The organism is Amycolatopsis sp. BJA-103 (assembly GCF_002849735.1).
Classification (GTDB): Bacteria; Actinomycetota; Actinomycetes; order Mycobacteriales; family Pseudonocardiaceae; genus Amycolatopsis.
Window position 1 is genome coordinate 3,952,096 of sequence record NZ_CP017780.1, and the last position, 18,742, is coordinate 3,970,837.

General features: G+C 69.9%; 17 protein-coding genes and 1 riboswitch. Of the genes, 8 read left to right on the forward strand and 9 right to left on the reverse strand.

Annotated elements, in window-relative coordinates; genetic code table 11:
- Positions 1 to 39: 39 nt before the first annotated feature.
- Entirely contained in the window at positions 40 to 2,082 is a 2,043-nt protein-coding gene (locus BKN51_RS17090; protein ID WP_101608601.1) for an acyltransferase family protein, read from the reverse strand.
- A gap of 431 nt (positions 2,083 to 2,513) precedes the next feature.
- Complete coding sequence (locus tag BKN51_RS17095) at positions 2,514 to 3,077, reverse strand: DinB family protein (protein ID WP_101608602.1); 564 nt, start codon at positions 3,075 to 3,077, stop codon at positions 2,514 to 2,516.
- A gap of 93 nt (positions 3,078 to 3,170) precedes the next feature.
- Between BKN51_RS17095 and BKN51_RS17100 the strand changes: the two genes are divergently transcribed.
- Positions 3,171 to 4,133 (forward strand): helix-turn-helix transcriptional regulator, encoded by a 963-nt coding sequence (locus BKN51_RS17100; protein WP_101613268.1) that lies wholly within the window; start codon positions 3,171 to 3,173, stop codon positions 4,131 to 4,133.
- Between the two features lie 54 nt (positions 4,134 to 4,187).
- Complete coding sequence (locus tag BKN51_RS17105) at positions 4,188 to 4,982, forward strand: SDR family NAD(P)-dependent oxidoreductase (protein WP_101608603.1); 795 nt, start codon at positions 4,188 to 4,190, stop codon at positions 4,980 to 4,982.
- A 4-nt stretch (positions 4,983 to 4,986) separates the two neighbouring features.
- Here BKN51_RS17105 and BKN51_RS17110 read toward each other — a convergent pair whose 3' ends face one another.
- On the reverse strand, positions 4,987 to 6,804 hold the full coding sequence (locus tag BKN51_RS17110; protein WP_101608604.1) for a flavin-containing monooxygenase: 1,818 nt from the start codon (positions 6,802 to 6,804) through the stop codon (positions 4,987 to 4,989).
- A 157-nt stretch (positions 6,805 to 6,961) separates the two neighbouring features.
- Here BKN51_RS17110 and BKN51_RS17115 point away from each other — a divergent pair, with 157 nt between their 5' ends.
- Together BKN51_RS17115 and BKN51_RS17120 are read left to right on the forward strand one after the other, a co-directional pair.
- Entirely contained in the window at positions 6,962 to 8,164 is a 1,203-nt protein-coding gene (locus BKN51_RS17115) for a GAF domain-containing protein (RefSeq protein WP_101608605.1), read from the forward strand.
- The gene (locus BKN51_RS17120) at positions 8,161 to 9,462 is read left to right on the forward strand and encodes a cation:proton antiporter (protein ID WP_233224207.1); all 1,302 of its coding nucleotides are present in this window, start codon (positions 8,161 to 8,163) and stop codon (positions 9,460 to 9,462) included. Before BKN51_RS17115 ends, BKN51_RS17120 begins: the two co-directional genes overlap by 4 nt.
- A gap of 15 nt (positions 9,463 to 9,477) precedes the next feature.
- Here BKN51_RS17120 and BKN51_RS17125 read toward each other — a convergent pair whose 3' ends face one another.
- Together BKN51_RS17125 and BKN51_RS17130 are read right to left on the reverse strand one after the other, a co-directional pair.
- Positions 9,478 to 9,993, reverse strand: a complete 516-nt coding sequence (locus BKN51_RS17125; RefSeq protein WP_101608606.1) for an SRPBCC family protein — start codon at positions 9,991 to 9,993, stop codon at positions 9,478 to 9,480.
- Positions 9,994 to 10,090: 97 nt separating this feature from the next.
- Positions 10,091 to 10,726 carry a DUF4230 domain-containing protein gene (locus tag BKN51_RS17130; protein ID WP_101613270.1) on the reverse strand — a complete coding sequence of 212 codons (636 nt, stop codon included), beginning with the start codon at positions 10,724 to 10,726 and terminating at the stop codon, positions 10,091 to 10,093.
- 110 nt (positions 10,727 to 10,836) lie between these two features.
- Between BKN51_RS17130 and mptB the strand changes: the two genes are divergently transcribed.
- A complete protein-coding gene (gene mptB / locus BKN51_RS17135; protein WP_101608607.1) occupies positions 10,837 to 12,276 on the forward strand; it encodes a polyprenol phosphomannose-dependent alpha 1,6 mannosyltransferase MptB in 1,440 nt (479 codons plus the stop codon).
- Here mptB and BKN51_RS43145 read toward each other — a convergent pair.
- Entirely contained in the window at positions 12,180 to 12,725 is a 546-nt protein-coding gene (locus BKN51_RS43145) for an SRPBCC family protein (RefSeq protein ID WP_158255823.1), read from the reverse strand. The two genes, mptB and BKN51_RS43145, sit on opposite strands and share 97 nt — an antisense overlap.
- Positions 12,726 to 12,784: 59 nt before the next feature.
- On the opposite strand from BKN51_RS43145, the gene BKN51_RS17145 reads away from it, so the two are divergent.
- Positions 12,785 to 13,366, forward strand: a complete 582-nt coding sequence (locus BKN51_RS17145; protein WP_101608609.1) for a TetR/AcrR family transcriptional regulator — start codon at positions 12,785 to 12,787, stop codon at positions 13,364 to 13,366.
- A gap of 2 nt (positions 13,367 to 13,368) precedes the next feature.
- Here BKN51_RS17145 and BKN51_RS17150 read toward each other — a convergent pair whose 3' ends face one another.
- Positions 13,369 to 14,271, reverse strand: coding sequence for a LysR family transcriptional regulator (locus tag BKN51_RS17150; protein WP_101608610.1), 903 nt, complete (start codon positions 14,269 to 14,271; stop codon positions 13,369 to 13,371).
- 83 nt (positions 14,272 to 14,354) lie between these two features.
- Between BKN51_RS17150 and BKN51_RS17155 the strand changes: the two genes are divergently transcribed.
- Together BKN51_RS17155 and BKN51_RS17160 are read left to right on the forward strand one after the other, a co-directional pair.
- On the forward strand, positions 14,355 to 15,578 hold the full coding sequence (locus BKN51_RS17155; protein WP_101608611.1) for an MFS transporter: 1,224 nt from the start codon (positions 14,355 to 14,357) through the stop codon (positions 15,576 to 15,578).
- 82 nt (positions 15,579 to 15,660) lie between these two features.
- A riboswitch (guanidine-III (ykkC-III) riboswitch) is annotated at positions 15,661 to 15,729 on the forward strand.
- An 11-nt stretch (positions 15,730 to 15,740) separates the two neighbouring features.
- Positions 15,741 to 16,055, forward strand: coding sequence for a DMT family transporter (locus BKN51_RS17160; protein WP_101613271.1), 315 nt, complete (start codon positions 15,741 to 15,743; stop codon positions 16,053 to 16,055).
- Between the two features lie 92 nt (positions 16,056 to 16,147).
- Here the strand turns inward: BKN51_RS17160 and BKN51_RS17165 are convergent, their stop codons facing one another.
- Both BKN51_RS17165 and BKN51_RS17170 read right to left on the reverse strand, forming a co-directional pair.
- Positions 16,148 to 17,479 carry a carbohydrate-binding protein gene (locus BKN51_RS17165; protein WP_101608612.1) on the reverse strand — a complete coding sequence of 444 codons (1,332 nt, stop codon included), beginning with the start codon at positions 17,477 to 17,479 and terminating at the stop codon, positions 16,148 to 16,150.
- Between the two features lie 137 nt (positions 17,480 to 17,616).
- Positions 17,617 to 18,600 carry a LysR family transcriptional regulator gene (locus BKN51_RS17170; RefSeq protein ID WP_101608613.1) on the reverse strand — a complete coding sequence of 328 codons (984 nt, stop codon included), beginning with the start codon at positions 18,598 to 18,600 and terminating at the stop codon, positions 17,617 to 17,619.
- Positions 18,601 to 18,742: the final 142 nt, after the last annotated feature.

The window sequence follows — 18,742 nt, forward strand, 5'->3', positions numbered from 1 at the left end:
TGCAGTTTGACGCAATTCTGCGGCGATTTGTTGTCTTGATCACCCGCCCGGTGCGAGCTCCTCCGTTCGGTCGTCCGCCCAGCCCAGCGCCTCGGTGATCGCCTTCTCCGCGATGGCCGACATCGTCGACATGTAGGTACCGCTGACGTGGTTGTCGTCGAGGTAGACGAGCACGTTGCCGATCACCGGCGGGCAGACCTCGGCCGTGCAGAAGTAGTCGCTGAAGTCGAGGAACCGCACGTTCGGCGGCAGGTCCGTCAGTGACTCGTAGGGCGGCTCCGCCGCGTAGAGGTCGTAGCGCGGTGTGGCGCACTCGGACGCCTCCGCGCCGCGGGTCTCGACGCAGGCCGAAGGTGACTGGGAGAAGCGCGGGTTGTCCCGCACCGCCAGCACCGGGATGCCCTCCTCGTCGATCTTGCGCCACTGGGCGATGTAGCCGCCGGGAACCCGTTCCTCGACACCGACTCGCACGTCCCTGGTGCCGATCGTCATCACCACGTCGGGCCGGGTCGTGAGGATCTCGTCGGCCACGGCGGTGTTCCAGTCCATGCAGGACTGGTCGCCGGGCACCGCGTCCGAATCGGTGGAGAACGGGCAACCGCCGCGGAGGATCGAGGTCACTTCCCAGTTCCGCTGTCCGGCGATCGGCAGCAGCGCGCCGAGGAACTGCCCGGCGTGCGAGTCGCCGGTGACCACGATCCGGCGGGTGGGATGGCCCGACGTCTGCGACGTGCAGACCTCGAGGTCGGCGTTGCGCGGGGACGATCCGCAGCGGGCCGGGTCGATGCCCGCCCAGTCTTCGGACACGGCGACGAAGGACGGGACGAGCGCGGCGTCGGCGGCACCCCAGTAGGTGAACCCGTCGGTGTGCGCGAGCGCGCCGGGATGGTCCGGATCGTCGACCGCGATCGAATAGTTCTCCGCCTGCCGCACGCTGACCCACTGCCAAGCCCCTGTCGCGGCGAGGACCGCCGCGAGCGTCGCGACGCCGAACCGGTACGCGCCCCAGCGGGTGCGGACCCCGATCGCGGACGCTCGCAGCGGCCGCTCGACCAGATGATGGGTCAGCACGGCGAGGACGAACGCCAGCGCGATGATCACCGCGCCGCCGCGGAGCCCGACTTCGGCCTGGTCGCGGGAAACGAGATAGAAGACCAGGACCGGCCAGTGCCAGAGGTAGAGCGCGTAACTCAGATCGCCGAGATACTTCAGCGGGCGGCTGCTGAGGAAGCGGTCCGCGCCGCCCTTGAACGCGGTGTCGCCCGCGAGGATCACCAGCGCCGCCGAGAGCGTCGGCCACAGCGCGAGATAGCCGGGGAAGACCGTCCCGACCTGGAGCACGAGCCCGCAGGAGACGAGTCCGGCGACCCCGGCCCAGCCGAACACGACCCGCGCGTTCCGGGGCACCGAAACCCTGTCGAGCACGAGCGCGAGCAGGCCGCCGAGCGCGAACTCCCAGGCCCGGGTCAGCGAATCGAAGTACGCCAAGGGCTGATCGACCGCGGTGAGCCACACCGAGTAGGCCAGCGAGGCCGCGAACACGGTGCCGAGGGCGGCGAGCAGCAGCGGCAGGACGTTGCGCCGCGCCCGCCTGGCGATCAGCAGGACCAGGCCGACCAGCAGCGGCCAGACCACGTAGAACTGGCCCTGGATCGACAGCGACCAGAAATGCTGGACGACGCTGGCCGAGTTGTGCTGCGCGAAGTAGTCGGTGGAATCCGCCGCCAGCTGCCAGTTCTCCAGGTACAGCGCGGAAGCGACGACCTCCTTGATCGTCTGGAACCAGCGGTTCTGCGGCAGCAGCACCGCGCTCGCCACGACGACCAGCAGCAACACGGTGAGCGCGGCCGGGAACAGGCGCTTGATCATCCGGCCCCACATCGGCCGGTACTCGATCTTCCCGCGCGCCGCCGCACGGTAGAGCTGGCCGGTGACGAGGAACCCGGAGATCAGGAAGAAGGCGTCGACGCCGCCGGAGATCCGGCCGAGCCACACGTGGTAGACGACCACCAGCACGCACGCGAGCGCCCGTAATCCCTGGATCTCCGGGCGGAACCGCCGCTCCGCCGCACTCTCCCGCACACAACCACCACCATGATCAGGTCCGCCGCCGGGCGGGGACCCTACGGCAGGAAGCTGTGAGCGAGCTGTGGCACCTCGTGAGTGGTAAGGACGGTTAGAGCGGACCGGTATTTGCCTACCCACGCGTGACCAGGGCGAAGATGGTGTGCGGTAGTCGAGGGGGTCGCTCAGGTCTTGGTACTTGATCAACGGAGGATCGGGGACACTTAACGTCCCCGATCCTCCGTCGATCAAGACCGTGTCACCCCGCAACCTCGCGGACGGCAGCCGAGCGGGGAAGATTTGGGACGTTGAACGTCTCAAATCCTCCCCACTCGCCCACATCGGCATCCAGAACAAGCTCTACAAGCCACCGAGATGACATCAGTATCCAGTGGGTAAGCAAATACAGGTCCACCAGAACCGCCCCTACCACTCACGAGGATGCAGGGTCAGGTCGACTTCTGGCCGTCGATGCTCTCGCGCAGGATGTCGGCGTGGCCGGCGTGCTGCGCGGTCTCGGCGATGAGGTGCGCCAGCACCCCGCGCACGCTGCGCACCGCGCCCGGCGCGTTCCACGGCGCCTCCGGCAGCGGATGCGTCACGGACAGGTCGGGAACCGACGAGATGACCTCCTTCGTCCGCGCGGCCACCTCCTCGTACTGCTTGAGGATCCCCTCGAGGGTGTCGCCGGGCAGCATCCTGAATTCGTTCTGGTGGTCGATCGCCCACTGCGGGAACTCGCGGGCGGTCCCGGCGCCGAGGTCGGCCCAGGTGACACCTTCGGGCAGGTCGTACCGCACCGCGTCCGGGCCGCCGACCACGAACCGCAGCCACATGGCTTCGACCGAGGCGACGTGCTTGATCAGGCCGCCGAGGCACAGCGCGCTGACCGTCGGCGTCGCTCCGAGCTGCTCGTCCGTGAGTCCTTGGACAGTGGCGGTCAGCGTGGCGCGGACGGTGGCGAGGGCTCCGAGCAGGTCGGCGCGTTCGGCGTCGAGGATGGTGGCGGTCATCAGGCCCTCCGGGTTGTCGTTTTCTGGCACGAGACCGACTCTCGCAGGGGTAGAGGACAGGATGTGGCCTCTACTTGAGACATCATGGAAAACATGCCGAAGACCTCCGCGCGACTGCTCTCGATGCTCTCGTTGCTGCAGGCCCGCCGCGACTGGCCGGGAGCGCTGCTGGCCGAGCGGCTGGACATCAGCCCGCGCACCGTGCGGCGCGACGTCGACAGGCTTCGCGAGCTCGGCTACCCCATCGCGACCGTCAAGGGCCCCGACGGCGGGTACCGGCTCGACGCCGGGTCCGAACTGCCGCCGCTGCTGTTCGACGACGACCAGGCGGTCGCGCTGGCGGTCGCGCTCCAGATCGCCACCACGAGCGGCGCGGGGATCGAAGAGGCGGCGATGCGGGCGCTGCACACCGTCCGGCAGGTGATGCCGTCGCGGCTTCGGCGCCGGATAGACACGTTGCGGGTCACCGCCGTCGAATCGCCCGCGAGCCGGTCGGAGCCCCGGGTCGACGGCGACGTCCTGCTGGCCCTCGGCGCGGCCGTCCACGCGCGCGAAGTCCTGCGGTTCGACTACGAGGGGACCGCGTTGCCGCGCCGGGCGGAACCGCACCATCTCGTCACCTGGCACGGCCGCTGGTACCTCGTCGCCTGGGACCTCGACCGCGAGGACTGGCGTACCTTCCGGGCCGACCGGATCACCCCGCGCACCCCGGCCGGGCCCCGGTTCACCCCACGGGAACTGCCCTCCCCCGATGTCGCCACCTTCGTCGCGAGCCGGTTCCGGGGATCGTCCGAAGTGGACTCGGGCGAGTGGCCCTGCCGCGGTGAGGTGATCCTCGACCTCCCCGCCACGACCGTGGCCCACTACGTCCGGGACGGCGTCGTCGAGGAGGCCGGGCCGGATCGGTGCCGCCTCGTGCTGGGGTCCTGGTCGTGGGCCGGACTGGCGGCGAGCATCGGCCGCTTCGACGCGGACGTCGAAGTCGTCGGGCCCGCTGAACTGAAGGAGGCGTTCGCCGCCTTGGCCCGCCGCTACGCGAAGGCCGCCCGCGTTTAGTCCTCTTAATGCTGAGATCCTGCGCCCGGTGATCTTCTGCGCCAGACTGGGGCCATGCGACTGGACCTGAGCGGGAAGACGGCCCTCGTCACCGGATCGACGCAGGGCATCGGTTTCGCCATCGCCACGGGGCTGGCCAGGGCCGGTGCCCGGGTCGCGCTCAACGGCCGGGGCGAAGCCGGTGTCACGTCCGCGATCGACCGCCTGCGCGCCGAAGTGCCGGACGCCGACGTCGTCGCGGCGGCGGGTGACGTGTCGACGGACGACGGCACCGCCCAGGTCCTGGACGCGGTGCCCGACATCGACGTCCTGGTCAACAATCTCGGCATCTTCGGGACACAGTCCCCTTTGGACATCACCGACGACGAGTGGCGGCGGTACTTCGAGGTCAACGTCCTCGCCGCGGTGCGGCTGACCCGGGCGTACCTGCCGGGGATGACGAGCCGCGGCTGGGGACGGATCCAGTACATCGCCAGCGATTCCGCGATCGTCATCCCCGCCGAGATGATCCACTATGGAGTGTCGAAGACCGCTTTGCTCGGCGTCTCCAGGGGTTTCGCCAAGGCCGCGGCGGGAACGGGCGTCACGGTCAACTCGGTGATCGCGGGCCCGACCCACACCGGCGGCGTCGAGGGCTTCGTCTACGAACTGGTCGACAAGGATCTGCCGTGGGACGAGGCACAGCGCGAGTTCATGCGCCTGCACCGGCCGCAATCACTGCTGCAGCGGCTCATCGAACCCGAGGAGATCGCCAACCTGGTGGTGTACCTGGCTTCCCCGCTCTCCTCGGCCACGACAGGAGCCGCCGTCCGTGTCGACGGCGGCTACGTCGACTCGATCGTGCCGTGAGCCCTCACGACTTGTGGTGCACCTCCTGCGGCCCGAACACCGGCGTCGGGATCCCCTCGTAGCGCGCCTTCAGTTGCAGCGCTAGGTAAAGGGAGTAGTGCCGTGACTGGTGCAGGTTCCCGCCGTGGAACCACAGGCCCTCCTGCCGCGTGGGCTTCCACATGTTGCGCTGCTCGCCCTCCCACGGCCCGGGGTCCTTCGTCGTGTCCGAGCCCAGGCCCCAGCATTTGCCGACGCGGTCCGCGGTCTCCTGCCCGACCAGGTCGGCGACCCAGCCGTTCATCGAGCCGTAGCCGGTGGCGTACACGACGAGGTCCGCCGCCAGTTCCGTGCCGTCGGACAGCACCACCGTGTCGCGGGTCAGATGGTCGACCTGGCCGTGTGCCAGCTTGATCTTCCCGTCGGCCACCAGTTCCGACGCGCCGACGTCGATGTAGTAGCCGGAGCCGCGCCGCAGGTACTTGAGGAACAGGCCGGATCCGTCGTCGCCCCAGTCGTGCCGGAACCCGGCCGCCTCCAGCCTCGCGTAGAAGTCCTTGTCCCGCTCGCGGATCGCGTCGTACACCGGGATCTGGAACTGCGGCATGATCCGGTACGGGATCGACGCGAAGATCATGTCCGCCTTGTCGGTGGTGATCCCGGCCTGTACCGCCCGCTCCGAATACAGGTCACCGAGTCCCAGGTCCATCAGGGAATCCGACTTGACGATATGCGTCGAGGACCGCTGCACCATGGTGACGTCGGCGCCGTGTTCCCACAGCGCCGCGCAGATGTCGTGCGCGGAGTTGTTGGACCCGACGACGACGGCCTTCTTGCCGGCGTAGGAGTCCGGGCCGGGATGCGCCGACGAGTGGTGCTGATCGCCTTCGAACGACTCCATCCCCGGGAACGACGGGAGATTCGGCTTGCCGGACATCCCGGTCGCGAACACGACGTGCCGCGGCGTGAGCGCCAGCTCCTCGCCTTCGCGCACGACGGTCACGAGCCACTGCTGCTTGTCCTCGTCCCAGGAGGCGGAAGTCACCTCGGTGCTGGTCCAGTACGGCACCTCCATGAGCCGCGTGTACATCTCCAGCCAGTCGGCGATCTTGTCCTTGGGCGCGAACACCGGCCAGTTGTCCGGGAACGGCAGGTAGGGCAGGTGGTCGTACCAGACCGGGTCGTGCAGGCAGAGGTTCTTGTACCGCTTCCGCCACGAATCGCCGGGACGCTCGTTGCGTTCGAGGACGAGCGCGGGCACGTCGAGCTGGCGCAGCCGGGCACCGAGCGCGATCCCGCCCTGACCACCGCCGATGACGACGACGTACGGCTGCTCGTCGTAGCCGAGCCGCGTCTGCTCCTCCTCGCGCTTCTCCGCCCACGACTTCCGGCCGCGGACGACGCCGTGCTCGACCCCCTTCGGCCGCTGATCGTTGCGCCGCTCCTCGAACCCCTTGAGCTCACGCAGGCTCGTCAGCAACGTCCAAGCGCCTTCGTCCTTCAGCCGCAAGTGCCCCTTCGCGCGGCCGGTCGCGGTTTCGAACTCCAACCACGCTTCGGTCACTCCGTCGGCTTCGGTCGGCGTCTCGGTGGTGCGGAACCCGGACGGTTCGATCCCTTCGAGACAGGCGCCGAGCAGGCCCGCCACGCCGTCGCGGCCTTCGACGGTCTTTATCGTCCAGGTGAAGGCGACCAGGTCGCGCCAGTAACTGTCGACGGCGAAGAGCGCCGCGGCGGCTTCGACGTCGCGGGCCGCGAGAGCGGCCTCGAACCGGCTCAGCCAGGCGTCGACCCGAGCCTGCGGCGAGCCCGTCGCCTCGATCCGGTCCACCGTCCGTGTCATGGCCACTCCCAAACCTCGGCGTTCGGCTGTTACCCCGATCACACGCCGCGAGCGGGGACGGCGACAAGGGTTGCAGCGTGTTGCAGCGCGACTCCTTGGCGCATCCGGGCACGCCGACCTATGCTGATCGGTCGACGCGATGGTGCGGAGGTGGCCCGTGAGCGTGTTCAGCTCGGTCCCGCCCGGCGCCGACCTGCCGATGCACGCCCGCGACCTGGTCCGCATGCACGAAGCCGTGATCGGCGGCGGCCGTCCGCGCGTCCCGCCCCGGCCGCTGGTGTCGCGCTCGTGGTCGCGTGCGCTGAGCCTGGGGCTCGCCGCCGACGGGGTGAACGCCCGGGACTCCGTCCCGCTCGACGAGGTCGCCCGCCGTCGCCGCGCCTCCCCGTTGCGGCACGTCGTCGAGAGCCTCGGACAGGTGCTCGGCGCGACGTCCGACACCGCGAACATGCTCCTGGTGGTGACCGATGCCGACGGGATCATCCTCTGGCGCGCGGGCTCCCCCGCCGTCAAGCGCCGCGCCGACACCCTGGGCTTCACCGAAGGTGCCGAGTGGACCGAGTCGAGGGTCGGCACCAACGCGATCGGCACCGCGCTCGCCGAGGCCGCGCCCGTGGAACTGCTGGCCGGGGAGCATTTCGAGCAGGGCCAGCATCCCTGGTACTGCACCGCGTCGCCGGTGCACGACCCGCGCACCGGCGAACTGCTGGGCGTGATCGACGTCAGCGGACCCGCCCTGACCCTGCACCCGGCGATCGCCGCGCTGGTGGAGACCGGACGGCGACTCGCCGAATCCGAACTCTGGCGCCACCACCAGCAAGGCTTGGACAAACTGAGGAAGACCGCCGAACCGGTGGTGGCGGGCGTGGGCGGCCCGGCGCTGCTGGTGGACGACGACGGCTGGGTGGCCCACGCCGCCGGGATCGCCCCCGGTGAGCGGATCGCCGCCCCCGAGGAGGGCCGGATCCTCGCCGTCCCCGGTCTCGGCGCCTGTCTGCCCGAACGCCTGGCCGAGGGCTGGCTCGTGCGCCCCGCCGACACCGCTCGCCGGGTCCGGCTGGATCTCGAACTCGGCCACGCGCCGATGCTGCGGATGCGGTCGGGCGACGTCGGATGGGTCCGCACCGTGACACCCCGGCACGCGGAGATCCTCGTGCACCTTCACGCGGCGGGCCCGTCCGGGCTCTCGGCTGAAGCCCTCAGCCGGGCGCTCTACGGCGACGCCGAACATCTCGTCACCGTCCGCGCCGAGGTCTCCCGGCTGCGCCGTCTGCTCGGAGCCATTGTGGACACCCGCCCGTACCGGCTCGCCTCGGGCGTCGGCTTGACAGTCCATAAAGGACTCGAAGTCGGCGGTTGAGCCACTTCCGGTTGCGCGGGGTGCGGGCCGGGTACTCCGCGACCATGGAGATCCTGCTCGCCGGGGCCGGCGTTCTGGCGTTGTGCGCCGCGGTGCTGCCGAACCTGCTGCACGAACGCGCGCTGTCGATGCCGCTGATCCTGCTGGTGGGCGGGCTGATCTTCGGACTGCTCCCCTTCGGATACCCCTATGGCGAAGGGGTGCTCGACCCGAGGTCCCACGTGGGCGCCGTCGAAGTGATCACCGAACTCGGCGTCCTGGTGTCGCTGGTGGGCGCGGGGCTGAAGTCGGACCGGCTGATCGGCTGGCGATCGTGGAGCTCGACCTGGCGGCTGCTGGCGATCACGTTGCCGCTGTCGATCGGCGCGGTGGCCCTGCTCGGCTGGTGGGCGCTCGCCCTGTCCCCCGCCGCGGCCCTGCTGCTGGGAGCCGTCCTGGCGCCGACCGATCCGGTGCTGGCGAGCGACGTCCAGGTGCCCGCGCCGCATACCGAGGACGGGCGAGGCTCGGACAACGAGATCCGGTTCACGCTGACCTCGGAGGCCGGGCTGAACGACGGTCTGGCGATGCCGTTCGTGTTGCTGGCCGTCGTCCTGGCCGGAACGGTGAGCACCTCTCCCGTGCCATGGCTGCTGACCGAGGTGATCGTCCCGCTCGCGATCGCCGTGGTGGTCGGTCTCGTCTGCGGCCGGTTGCTGTCCTGGCTGATGTTCCGGGTGCGGCACGAGCGGCTGCGCCTCGGCGAGTACTCCGACGGGCTGGTCGTGCTGGCCATCGCGTTCCTCCCCTTCGCGTTGTGCGAGTGGCTGGGCGGGATCGGTTTCGTCGCGGTGTTCGCCACCGCCGCGACGATCCGCGCCAGCGAACGCTCGCACGACTACCACGGCGTGCTGCACGAATTCGGCGATCAGCTCGAACGACTCTTCGTCGCGCTGGCCCTGCTCGGCCTCGGCTTCATCCTGGGCGACGGGCTCCTGGCGGACCTTCAGGTCGCCGAGGTCCTGGTGGCGGTGGCCGCGGTGGTCGTCGTGCGCCCGCTGTTCGGCGGTCTGGCCCTGTTCCGCGGCGGCATCACGCGTCCGGCGGCGACGGCGATCGCGTTCTTCGGCATCCGCGGCATCGGCAGTCTCTACTACCTGTCCTACGCGCTGGGGCACGGCGACTTCCCGATGGCCGACTCGCTCTGGCGCGTCACGGCGCTCACGATCGCGGTGTCGGTCCTCGTGCACGGTCTCCTGTCCGGCCCGGTGATGCGCAAACTGGAGAACCGGGGCATGCAGAACTTCGAGACCGGGTGAGCGAGGAAGCCGAGGTCAGCCCGTCCGCTGCCATTCCCGGCCTTCGACCCGCGCCTTCACCCGCCCCAAGGTGGTCGCGATGTTGGCGCGGTTGGTCCCGGCTCGGTCGGGCTCGCCGGTGATGAAGATGGCGATCGGGACGAACCACGGCGGCACCCGAAGCCAGTTCCGCACGGTGAGCCGGCAGCCGTCACCCTCGGGCTCGATGTCGAACTCCCAGCGGGAAATCGGCACCAGGAACGGCGTGCGCACCCGGTAGGCGAACCGGCGTCCCGGCTCGGCTTCGATGATCTCGGCGTGGGTCACCCAGCGCCGCCGGCCGTTGCGGTTGCTGCCGGCGAACCAGTTCCCGACGGCGGCCCCGGTCGCACCGCGGATCCAGCGGGCCTTGCGCAGCTCCTCGGTGCACTCCGCCATCGCGACCGGGTCGCTGACCAGCCGGTACACCCGGTCGGGCAAGGCGTCGATCGTGACCTCGCCGGTCGCGATCGGTTCGGTGTAGGTCAGGGTGTCCTTCGGCTTCGTCGCCATCGCGCCTCCCAGTCGACTACGCCAGCCCACCAGTACGAGCGGGCGCGGTCAAGGCCGCCAAGGCAGCACAGCACGTTCGCGCATCTCCCGGACGAGGTCAGGTGGTCGGTTCCGCCGGGAAGGTCACGCGGAAGCCCAGCGCCTGCAGCAGCTGGGTCAGCATCGCCTTGGTGTTGGCCCTGGCGCGTTCGAGCAGGCCGGAGTGCTGCGCCGCCTCGGCGATCCGTTTCTCCGCGGCGACGTAGAACTGCTGCTGGTCCGGCACGGACACCAACGCCCCGAGCCGGTCGATCAGGCCGCGCTCCTGGCCGAAGACGTAGCTGCGCTCGTTGTCCAGGTTGGGTTTCGCCAGATGGGCTTCGGGCAGCCGGACCTCGACCGATTGCCGGTCTTCGGAGACGGTGAGCGAATTCTCCAGCAGCGGCCCGAAATCGACGTACGCGTCGACAGAGCCCGCGGCCACGAACAGGGTCCGTTCCCCGGCGATGGCCTCGGGGACCCACTTGACGTCCTTCTCGATGTCGACGACGACCTGGTAGTCGCCGACGGCGGCGTGGTACTGGCTCAGATCACGGACCGCCTGGAGCACCGCGGGCTGCGAACGGTCCACAGTGGACGTTCCGAACGGGTCGAACTTCGACAGCAGTCCGGTGAACTGCAGTGCCGCACCGACGATCAGGAGCCCGACCAGGGCGAACGCCCCAAGGCGCACCCAACGTTTCTTCACGCCCACCACCGCCTCTCCAGCGCGGGGGTACCCGGCGGACGCGGTCCTGAAGCGTCCCGGCCGGTTTCACCGACGATCGGCGGAACCGGATCTCGCACTTGGAGTAGTTTGGCCGCATGCAAAACGTCTTGCCCGCGCCGGAGAAGACCGGGCTGAACATCTCGGCGTTGCACTGGGCGGGTTTCCTCGGGATCGCCGTGCTCGTGCTGGTCACGTCGGGCATCGGCCTGCCTTCGGTGCTGGTGGTGGCGCTGGGAGTGACCGGGATGGCCACCCTGGTGCTGTCCTGGCTGGGCATCGGACGCCTCGCCGCCGGGCTCCCCGAGCGGCGGCTGTACTGGATCGCGGTGTCGTGGTGCGCGCCGCTGCTGGTCGCGCGCCCGCTGTTCAGCGGCGACATCAACAGCTACCTGGCTCAGGGACTCATCGCGGCCAAGGGGTTCGACACCTATCTCGTGGGACCGGCCCAGGCGCTCGGCGCCGATTCACCGGTGACGCTCGCGGTCAGCCACTACTGGCGGGACACGCCCGCCCCGTACGGGCCGGCGTTCGTCGCGCTGGCGCGCTCGGTCGCCCACCTCGCCGGGGACGACTTCGTCCCGACACTGCTGCTGCACCGGCTGCTGGGGCTGGCGGGGATCGCGCTCATGGCGTGGGCGCTCCCCCGCCTCGCGCGCCGGGCCGGGGTTTCGCCGTCGATCGCGTTGTGGCTGGCCCTGCTCAACCCGCTGGTGCTGTGGCACGTCGTGGCGGGCGTGCACAACGACGGGCTCATGGTCGGGCTGATGGTCGCCGGGCTGGAACTCGTCCTGATGGGCGCGGCGAAGACCGGCGCGGCGCGGCCCGCGCTGATCGCGGCGGGGGTGATCGCGGTGAGCGCGGCCGCGAACATCAAGATCGTGGCCGTCGCGGGTCTGCTGTTCGTCGGCGTCGACCTGTTCCGCCGGGCGACCCCCGCGGGACGCGTGGCCGTCGCGCTCGGGCTGCCCGCCGGATTCGCCGCGGTCACCGCGGCGATCTCGCTCGGCAGCGGGCTCGGTTTCGGCTGGGTCCGCGTCCTCTCCGGGGTTTCCGGTCAGGTCCACAGCTGGATGGCGCCCACCAACGAACTCGGTTTCCTCGTCGGCGGGGTGGGCAAGATCTTCGGCGCCGACCTGACCGACGGCGCGATCAAGGTGTTCTCGCTCATCGGCGCGATCCTCGGCCTCGCCGTCGGTGCCAGGCTGCTGTGGCTCACCTACCGGGAAAAGCTGCACCCGCTCTACGGCGCCGGGCTGACCTTCGCCGCGATGCTGGTCCTCGGGCCGGTCGTGCAGCCGTGGTATCTCCTGTGGACGGTCGCGTTGCTCGCCGTCAGCCTCACGACCGACCGGGGCCGCTGGATCCTCGCCGGGATCAGCGCGGTGTTCGGGGTCCTGCTCCCGCCGGCGAACGGGGGCGCCGTGTCACTGGCACTGGGTTACCTGATCGCCGTCGCGCTCATCGGCGGGACCTTGTTCTTCTTGAAGCGCAAGGACCTGTTGCCGGAGATCAGGTTCCGCAAGAGCCGCACGTAACGGCTCCATCGCGCGGGCGCGCGGACCGTGCCGGTGAGTTCACGCTCGGCACGGTCCAGGCCGTCCTCCAGCAGGGCGTCGTGCATCGGCCGCCACAGCAGCGGGTAGGTGAACCAGGCGGGATGCCGCAGCCGCAGCACCATGAGGTGCTCGAGTTCGGTCTCTTCCGGCCCCCTCGCGCGCAGGGTGAATTCGTGGAAGCCGTCGAAACCTCGGGGCGCGGTGAACCGGAATCGCACCGACCTCCCCGGTTCGTAGGACTCGACGGAGTACCGCACCGGTCCGTGCCCGCCCACGGCTCCCGCGCCGAGTGGCCGGTCGAACCGCAGCGGCGGCCACGCGTCGACGGGCCACAGCCGGTCGTCGTCGGTGGACAGTGTGTCGATCAGCGCGCCCACCCGCTCCGACGACACCGGGACAATCCGGGAATGCCTGTTCCACACTCGCATCGTGCCTCCTTGTTTTAGAGACCTTCCCCTAGAACCATACTAGAGGATAGTCTCTGAAAATGGGACGGCCACCGCTGCACACCGCCGACGACTTCCTCGACGCCGCCGTGCGGCTCTTCGCCGCCGAAGGAGCGGCAGGGGTGACCATGTCGGCCGTCGCCCGCGAAGTCGGGGCGCCGAGCGGGTCGATCTACCACCGCTTCGCCGGGCGCCCCGCGCTGCTCGCGGCCGTCTGGCTCCGCACCGTGACCCGTTTCCAGCGGGACTACCTCGAAGCACTCGAACAGGAACCGGTACTGGAGGCCGCCGTCGAGGCCGCGGCACAGGTCGTCCGATGGTGCCGCGCCCATCCCGCCGAGGGGAAACTGCTCTACGCGGGCAACCGCGCGCTCGGCGTCGAAGACTGGGACGCCGAAGACAGCGCCCGCGCCGAAGACGCCAACAGCCGGCTCGACACGGCGATCACCAAGGTCGTGCGACGGCTGCGCGCGCAGACCGGCCGGAGCACCGACGAACTGATGCTGGCCCTCGTGGACCTCCCCTACGCCGCGGTGAGGAGACATCTCGACCGCGGCGAGGCGCCACCGCCGCGCACCGTGGACCTGGTGGCCAGGACCACCCGCACGCTGCTGTCAGGCTGAGCTCAGGTCCGGACCGGCACCGCGATGGAGTACCCGCCGCCGTCGATCAGGTCGAGCAGGAGGCGGGCCGCCGGACCGGGCGACCGCGCACCCCTGGTGGCGATGGTCAGCGGCCAGACCAGGCCGGGCGCGTCGAGCGGGATCGTCCGGACCCCGGTCAGCAGTTGGAGATCGGGCACCACGGCGATGCCGAGCCCCGCCGCGACGTAGGCGGGCACCAAACGCAGATCGGCGACTTCGACGATGACCCGCCGCGGGGCCCCGATCGCCTCGAACGCGCGGTCCAGGGCGACCCGGTTGCCGAAGCCGCGCGGGTTGTCCACGAACGACTCGCCGGTGAGGTCCGCCAGGGTCAGCGACCGCCGGTCCCCCAGCCGATGGCCGTCGGGCAGCACGACCACGAACGGCGCCGAACCGAGCGGCTTGGTGCGGAGCCCGGCGAGATCGGACTCGGGCAGGCCGAGCAGGGCGACGTCGAGCCTGCCTTGGCGCAGATCCTCGGCCAGTCCGGTCGATCCGGTGATCGACACCGTGACGTGCAGGTCGACCAGCGGGTACCGGCGGTGGAACGCGCCGAGCAGATCGGGCAGGTCGAGGCCCCCGACGCTGGTCAAGGTGCCGATGCGGAGGCTGCCGCGCAGTCCGGCGGAGGCATCGGCGACCGCCTCACGCGCCCTGTCGACGGCCTCCAGCGCGGCCTTGGCCTCGGGCAGGAAGACCTTGCCCGCCGGGGACAGCTCGACCCGCCTCGTCGACCGGTCGAACAGCTTGACACCGAGCTCGCCTTCGAGTGCCTGGATCGTGGCCGACACGGTGGACTGCACCGCGAACAGCCGTCGAGCGGCGCGGGTGAAACTGAGTTCCTCGGCGACGGCGACGAAGCATTCGAGCTGACGGGTCTCCACGAGGGCCAATTATCGCAGTTCTGGATAACTGTGACCAGCATTGTTCGTTGGACTTGGATGATCCGAGGATCCACAGTGGAGGCATGCTGAACACCGTCACCCTTCCCCGTCCCGCGCTCCGGCGGATCAGCCACGGTCGCGGCTTCTGGGTCATCGCGGCCGCTTACGCCGTCTCACTGGCCTTCTCCACCGTTCCCACCCCGCTCTACGTGCTCTACCAGCAACGTGACGGCTTCCCGACCTACGTCGTGACCATCGTGTTCGCGGCGTACGCGGTCGGCGTGATGGGCAGCCTGTACCTCGCCGGGCATGTCAGCGATTGGCTGGGACGACGGCGGGTGATCCTCGCCGCGACCCTGGTCCAGGCCCTGTCCGCGACCCTCTTCCTGACCTGGCCGGACGTCCCCGGGCTGATCCTGGCCAGGCTCGTCGGCGGCGCGGGGATCGGCGCGCTGACCGCGACCGCCACCGCGCATCTGTCCGAACTGCGCGCCGTGGCCAGGCCGAGCGAGGACCACGGGCGTGCCGGGCTGATCGCGACCGTGGTCAACATGGGCGGGCTGGCTCTCGGACCACTGTTCGGCGGGGTGTTCGCGAGCTATTCGGCCGAGCCGCTCACCACGCCGTTCCTGTTCTTCCTGGTCTTGCTGCTGGCCGCGGCCATCGCCGTCGCGCTCGTCCCGGAAACGGTGGAACGCGCCGAGGAGCTGCCCGCATACCGGCCACAGCGCGTCTCACTCCCGTCGAGCGCGCGGCCCGCCTTCTTCGGCGCGGCGATCGGCGCGTTCGCGGCCTTCGCGATCACGGGACTGTTCATGGCGCTGACGCCGACGTTGCTGGCACAGGGTTTGCACGAGAGTTCGCGGATGCTGGCCGGTCTCGCGTCGTTCTCCGTGTTCCTCGCCGCCGCCGCGGCGCAGGTGATCTTCGCCGGTCTGGAGAGGCGGACCCAGCTGCGGCTCGGCCTCACCCTGATGACGGCCGGGCTGGTGGCGCTGCCGGTCGCGGTGACGACGTCCCAGCTGTGGCTCTTCCTCGTGGGCGGGCTCGCGGCGGGCGCCGGGGTCGGGCTGGGCTTCCGCGCCTCCGTGGCCACCGTCGCCGCACTGGCCGAGCCGCCGATGCGCGGCGAAGTCCTCGCTGCCTTGTTCCTGGCCGCCTACGCGGGACTGGTCCTGCCCATCCTCCTCGTCGGGATCTCCCTGATCTGGCTGCCGAGCGCGTGGGCGCTGATCGGATTCTCGGTGCTGGAACTGGGTTTGCTCGCCTGGTCGGCACCCAAGGTGCTGGCGGGCGCCGAGAAGTGACCGACCGTCCACAGTGGCGCGTCCGCGTGGTGATCCTCGTCAAACCCGCGGGCGCCCACACCGGCGGTGTGCGATCCTGGTTCAGGAACCTCGTGATCGAGGTCCCCGGACGAGTGGGTGCCGTACCCGGCCAGCGACAAGACGGCGCTCTGGGAGCGCGTCATGTCCTGGCTTGTTCTGATCGTTTCGGGTGTTCTGGAAGCCGTGTGGGCCACCGCCCTCGGCAGGTCCGAAGGATTCTCCCGGCTGACACCGTCGGTGATCTTCGGCGTGACACTGGTGGCGAGCATGGCCGGCCTCGCCTACGCGATGAGGGATCTCCCCGTCGGGACCGCCTACGCGGTCTGGGTCGGGATCGGAGCGTCGCTCACCGTCGGCTACGGCATGGTGTCGGGCGCGGAAACCGCGTCACTGGCCAAAATTCTGCTGATCGTGGGGATCGTCGCCTGTGTGGTGGGACTGAAAGTCCTGCATTGAGCCGGAAACAGGGACCGCCCCCGACGCACGGACGACGTCGGGGGCGGTCGGGTCCGGGCGCACCCCTGCGTGTGGCCCGGACGGCTAGGCGGTCAGGAGCGCGCCCAAAGGGCGGGGACGTTCGGCGGCTCCCAGCCGGCCTGAGCGGTGTGACCCTGCAGCGCCCGGTACGAAGCACCGTTGTAGGTGACCGTCGCACCCGCGGCGTAGGTGGTGCCGGCCGCCCAGGTGCCGGAGGGCGGGTTCGACGTCGTCGGGCCGGTCGGCGTCGTGGTGGTGCTGGACGGCGGGTTCGAGCCCGAGGTCACCAGGCGCAGGCTGTACACGCTCAGGATCTCCGAGATCGGCTGGAAGTAGAACGTGCCGCCCGAGCTGCAGTTGCCGGAGCCACCGGAGGTGACGCCCTGTGCCTGGTCACCCGCGAGCCACGAGCCGCCGGAGTCACCCGGTTCGGCGCAGGCGTTGGTCCGGGTGAGGCCGGAAACGGTGCCCTGCGGGTAGTTCACCGAGGCGTTCTTCTGCTGGATCGTGCCGCAGTGCCAGCCCGTCGTGGAGCCGGAACGGCAGACCGAGGCGCCGATCGCGGCCTCCTGCGAACCCGCCACCGGCACGGTGCCCGGGTAGCGGTTCACGAGCCCACGCGGGGTGTTGCCCGCGTCCACTCGGACCCACGCGTAGTCGTTGCCGGGGAAGCTGGAGCCCCCGACGGTCCCGCTCGGGTTCGAGGTGCGCGTTCCGGTGGTGCCACAGTGCCCCGCGGTCACGAAGCCACCCTCGACCGAGAAACCGATCGAGCAGCGGCCCGAGCCGAACGTGTAGGCGTTGCCGCCGATGACGTCGATCAGCGGGACCGGGCTCTCGGTGCTGGTCTCGACCCGCACCGCGTCGGCACGCACCCCGGACGCGGTCGCCCACGACTTCGCGGCGGCCTCGGTGCCGGCGTTGGCCAGCACGACGATCGAGTTGGTGGTGGCGTCGACGTACCAGCCGGGCACGCTCTTCGGCGCGCTGGTTCCCTTGGTGTCCAAGGACAGCTTCGCGGCGTCGAGCTGGGCGGCGCTCCGCGTGACGGTCTTCGGGGTCGCGCCCGCCGCACGGACGGTGCCCTCCAGCGCCGCGTCGGTGACGGCGACGGTCAGCGTGGTCCCCGCCGCGTCCAGCCACGATCCGGCGTAGGACGGGCCGAGCCGGGTCTTGAGGGCGCTTTCGGTGCGTGCCGCCGTCTGCTCACCCGCGAGACGGGTCCTGGCCTGATCGGGGCTGATCTTCAGGTCGCGCGACAGGGCCGCGACGATCTCCGACTGGACCTGGTCGGCCGCCGGGACGGTCTGGCCGGCGCTCGCGCTCGGTGTCAGCGCGACGGCCGTGACCAGGCCGGCGCCGGTGATGGCCGCCGCGGCGGCCGCTACGATCTTTCGGTTCATTTCAGGCGCTTCCTCAAGACGTACCGGAAGGGGGATCTCGTGTCCCCGACCGTACGAGGCGCCTGATGCAAAAGGTACATACCATTTAGGTCATATCCACCCCAGTGGACTGGACCTATTGCCGACCTCGACGCAGGTCAGCGCACGCCTGCGTCCGTGTAGTCGACACCGTAACCCGGGTTCAACTCGAGGTACTTCGAGTAGGTCGGCCGCCGGTCGATCAGTTCGCCGTACACCGCGCGGGACAGGGCGATCATCTCCGCGGCGAACGGTCCCATCTCCCCTCGCTCCGACCAGCCGACGAGATTCCGCCAGCTCAGCGGATTCCCCGCGATCGGGACGGCGACGATGCCCGGGATCTCGTGGAAAAGCGGCTGACACAACACCACCGCGTGTCCCGATTCGACCATTTCGATGCAGGTCAGGACATCGGTCTCGTACAGCGAACGCGGCGTGAACCCCGACCGGGCGCACGCGGAGGCGAAACAGTCGCCGAAACAGCCGTCCCCCGGTGTCGCGCACCATCGTTCGTCCGCCAGCGCGCCGAGTTCGACCTCGTCGTGCTGCGCGCGCTCGTCGCGCGCCGACATCAGCACGAACACCGGATGATGCGCGAGGGTCCGCCACCGGACGCCGGGCTCCGGCGGCGGCGCGGCGTCACCGCAGACACCGACGAAGGAGAAGTCCAGCGCGCCCTCGGCGGTCATGTCCGCGAGTTTGTTGGACGACCACGACGTATGGGTGGCGACGTGGATGTCGGGATGGGTGGTGCCGAGACGCTGCAGGAGCGCGCCGAGCATCGGCCCCGTCGCCGAACCGAGCCGCAGGGTCACCGGCTCGCCGGTACCGGCGTGCTGGGCTAGGCGCGCCGCCTCGTCGTGCAGGGACGATACGGCGGGGAGCACCATCTTCGCCCGGTCGAGGACGAGGAGACCGAGTGCCGTCGGCCGGGTCCCCGTGTGATCGCGCAGGAAGAGCTTCCCGCCGAGGGTCCGTTCGATGCGTTTCAACTGGGCGGTCAAAGCGGGCTGCGCCATTCCGAGCGTGTTCGCCGCCTTGGTGATACTCCCGAGTTCGGCGATCGCGCACATGATGCGCAAGTGGCGCAGTTCCAGCTCCATCCCTCTACGTTAGTAGACGTAACTGGACTGGACCAGACAAACGCTTGAGCCAAATGGCTTCGTATCGCCCTTTTCTTGGATTGCCATCGATGTCAGCATTCCGGAAGGGCATCGTGGGGCCGGTGTTCACAGTGGAACCGAA

Excerpts from the sequence above, each read along its gene's own strand:
- BKN51_RS17095 (WP_101608602.1), bottom strand. The coding sequence starts at position 3,077 with ATGACCGCCACCATCCTCGACGCCGAACGCGCCGACCTGCTCGGAGCC.
- BKN51_RS17100 (WP_101613268.1), top strand. The coding sequence starts at position 3,171 with ATGCCGAAGACCTCCGCGCGACTGCTCTCGATGCTCTCGTTGCTGCAG.
- BKN51_RS17105 (WP_101608603.1), top strand. The coding sequence starts at position 4,188 with ATGCGACTGGACCTGAGCGGGAAGACGGCCCTCGTCACCGGATCGACG.
- BKN51_RS17110 (WP_101608604.1), bottom strand. The coding sequence starts at position 6,804 with ATGACACGGACGGTGGACCGGATCGAGGCGACGGGCTCGCCGCAGGCT.
- BKN51_RS17125 (WP_101608606.1), bottom strand. The coding sequence starts at position 9,993 with ATGGCGACGAAGCCGAAGGACACCCTGACCTACACCGAACCGATCGCG.
- mptB (WP_101608607.1), top strand. The coding sequence starts at position 10,837 with ATGCAAAACGTCTTGCCCGCGCCGGAGAAGACCGGGCTGAACATCTCG.
- BKN51_RS43145 (WP_158255823.1), bottom strand. The coding sequence starts at position 12,725 with ATGCGAGTGTGGAACAGGCATTCCCGGATTGTCCCGGTGTCGTCGGAG.
- BKN51_RS17145 (WP_101608609.1), top strand. The coding sequence starts at position 12,785 with ATGGGACGGCCACCGCTGCACACCGCCGACGACTTCCTCGACGCCGCC.
- BKN51_RS17155 (WP_101608611.1), top strand. The coding sequence starts at position 14,355 with ATGCTGAACACCGTCACCCTTCCCCGTCCCGCGCTCCGGCGGATCAGC.
- BKN51_RS17160 (WP_101613271.1), top strand. The coding sequence starts at position 15,741 with ATGTCCTGGCTTGTTCTGATCGTTTCGGGTGTTCTGGAAGCCGTGTGG.
- BKN51_RS17165 (WP_101608612.1), bottom strand. The coding sequence starts at position 17,479 with ATGAACCGAAAGATCGTAGCGGCCGCCGCGGCGGCCATCACCGGCGCC.
- BKN51_RS17170 (WP_101608613.1), bottom strand. The coding sequence starts at position 18,600 with ATGGAGCTGGAACTGCGCCACTTGCGCATCATGTGCGCGATCGCCGAA.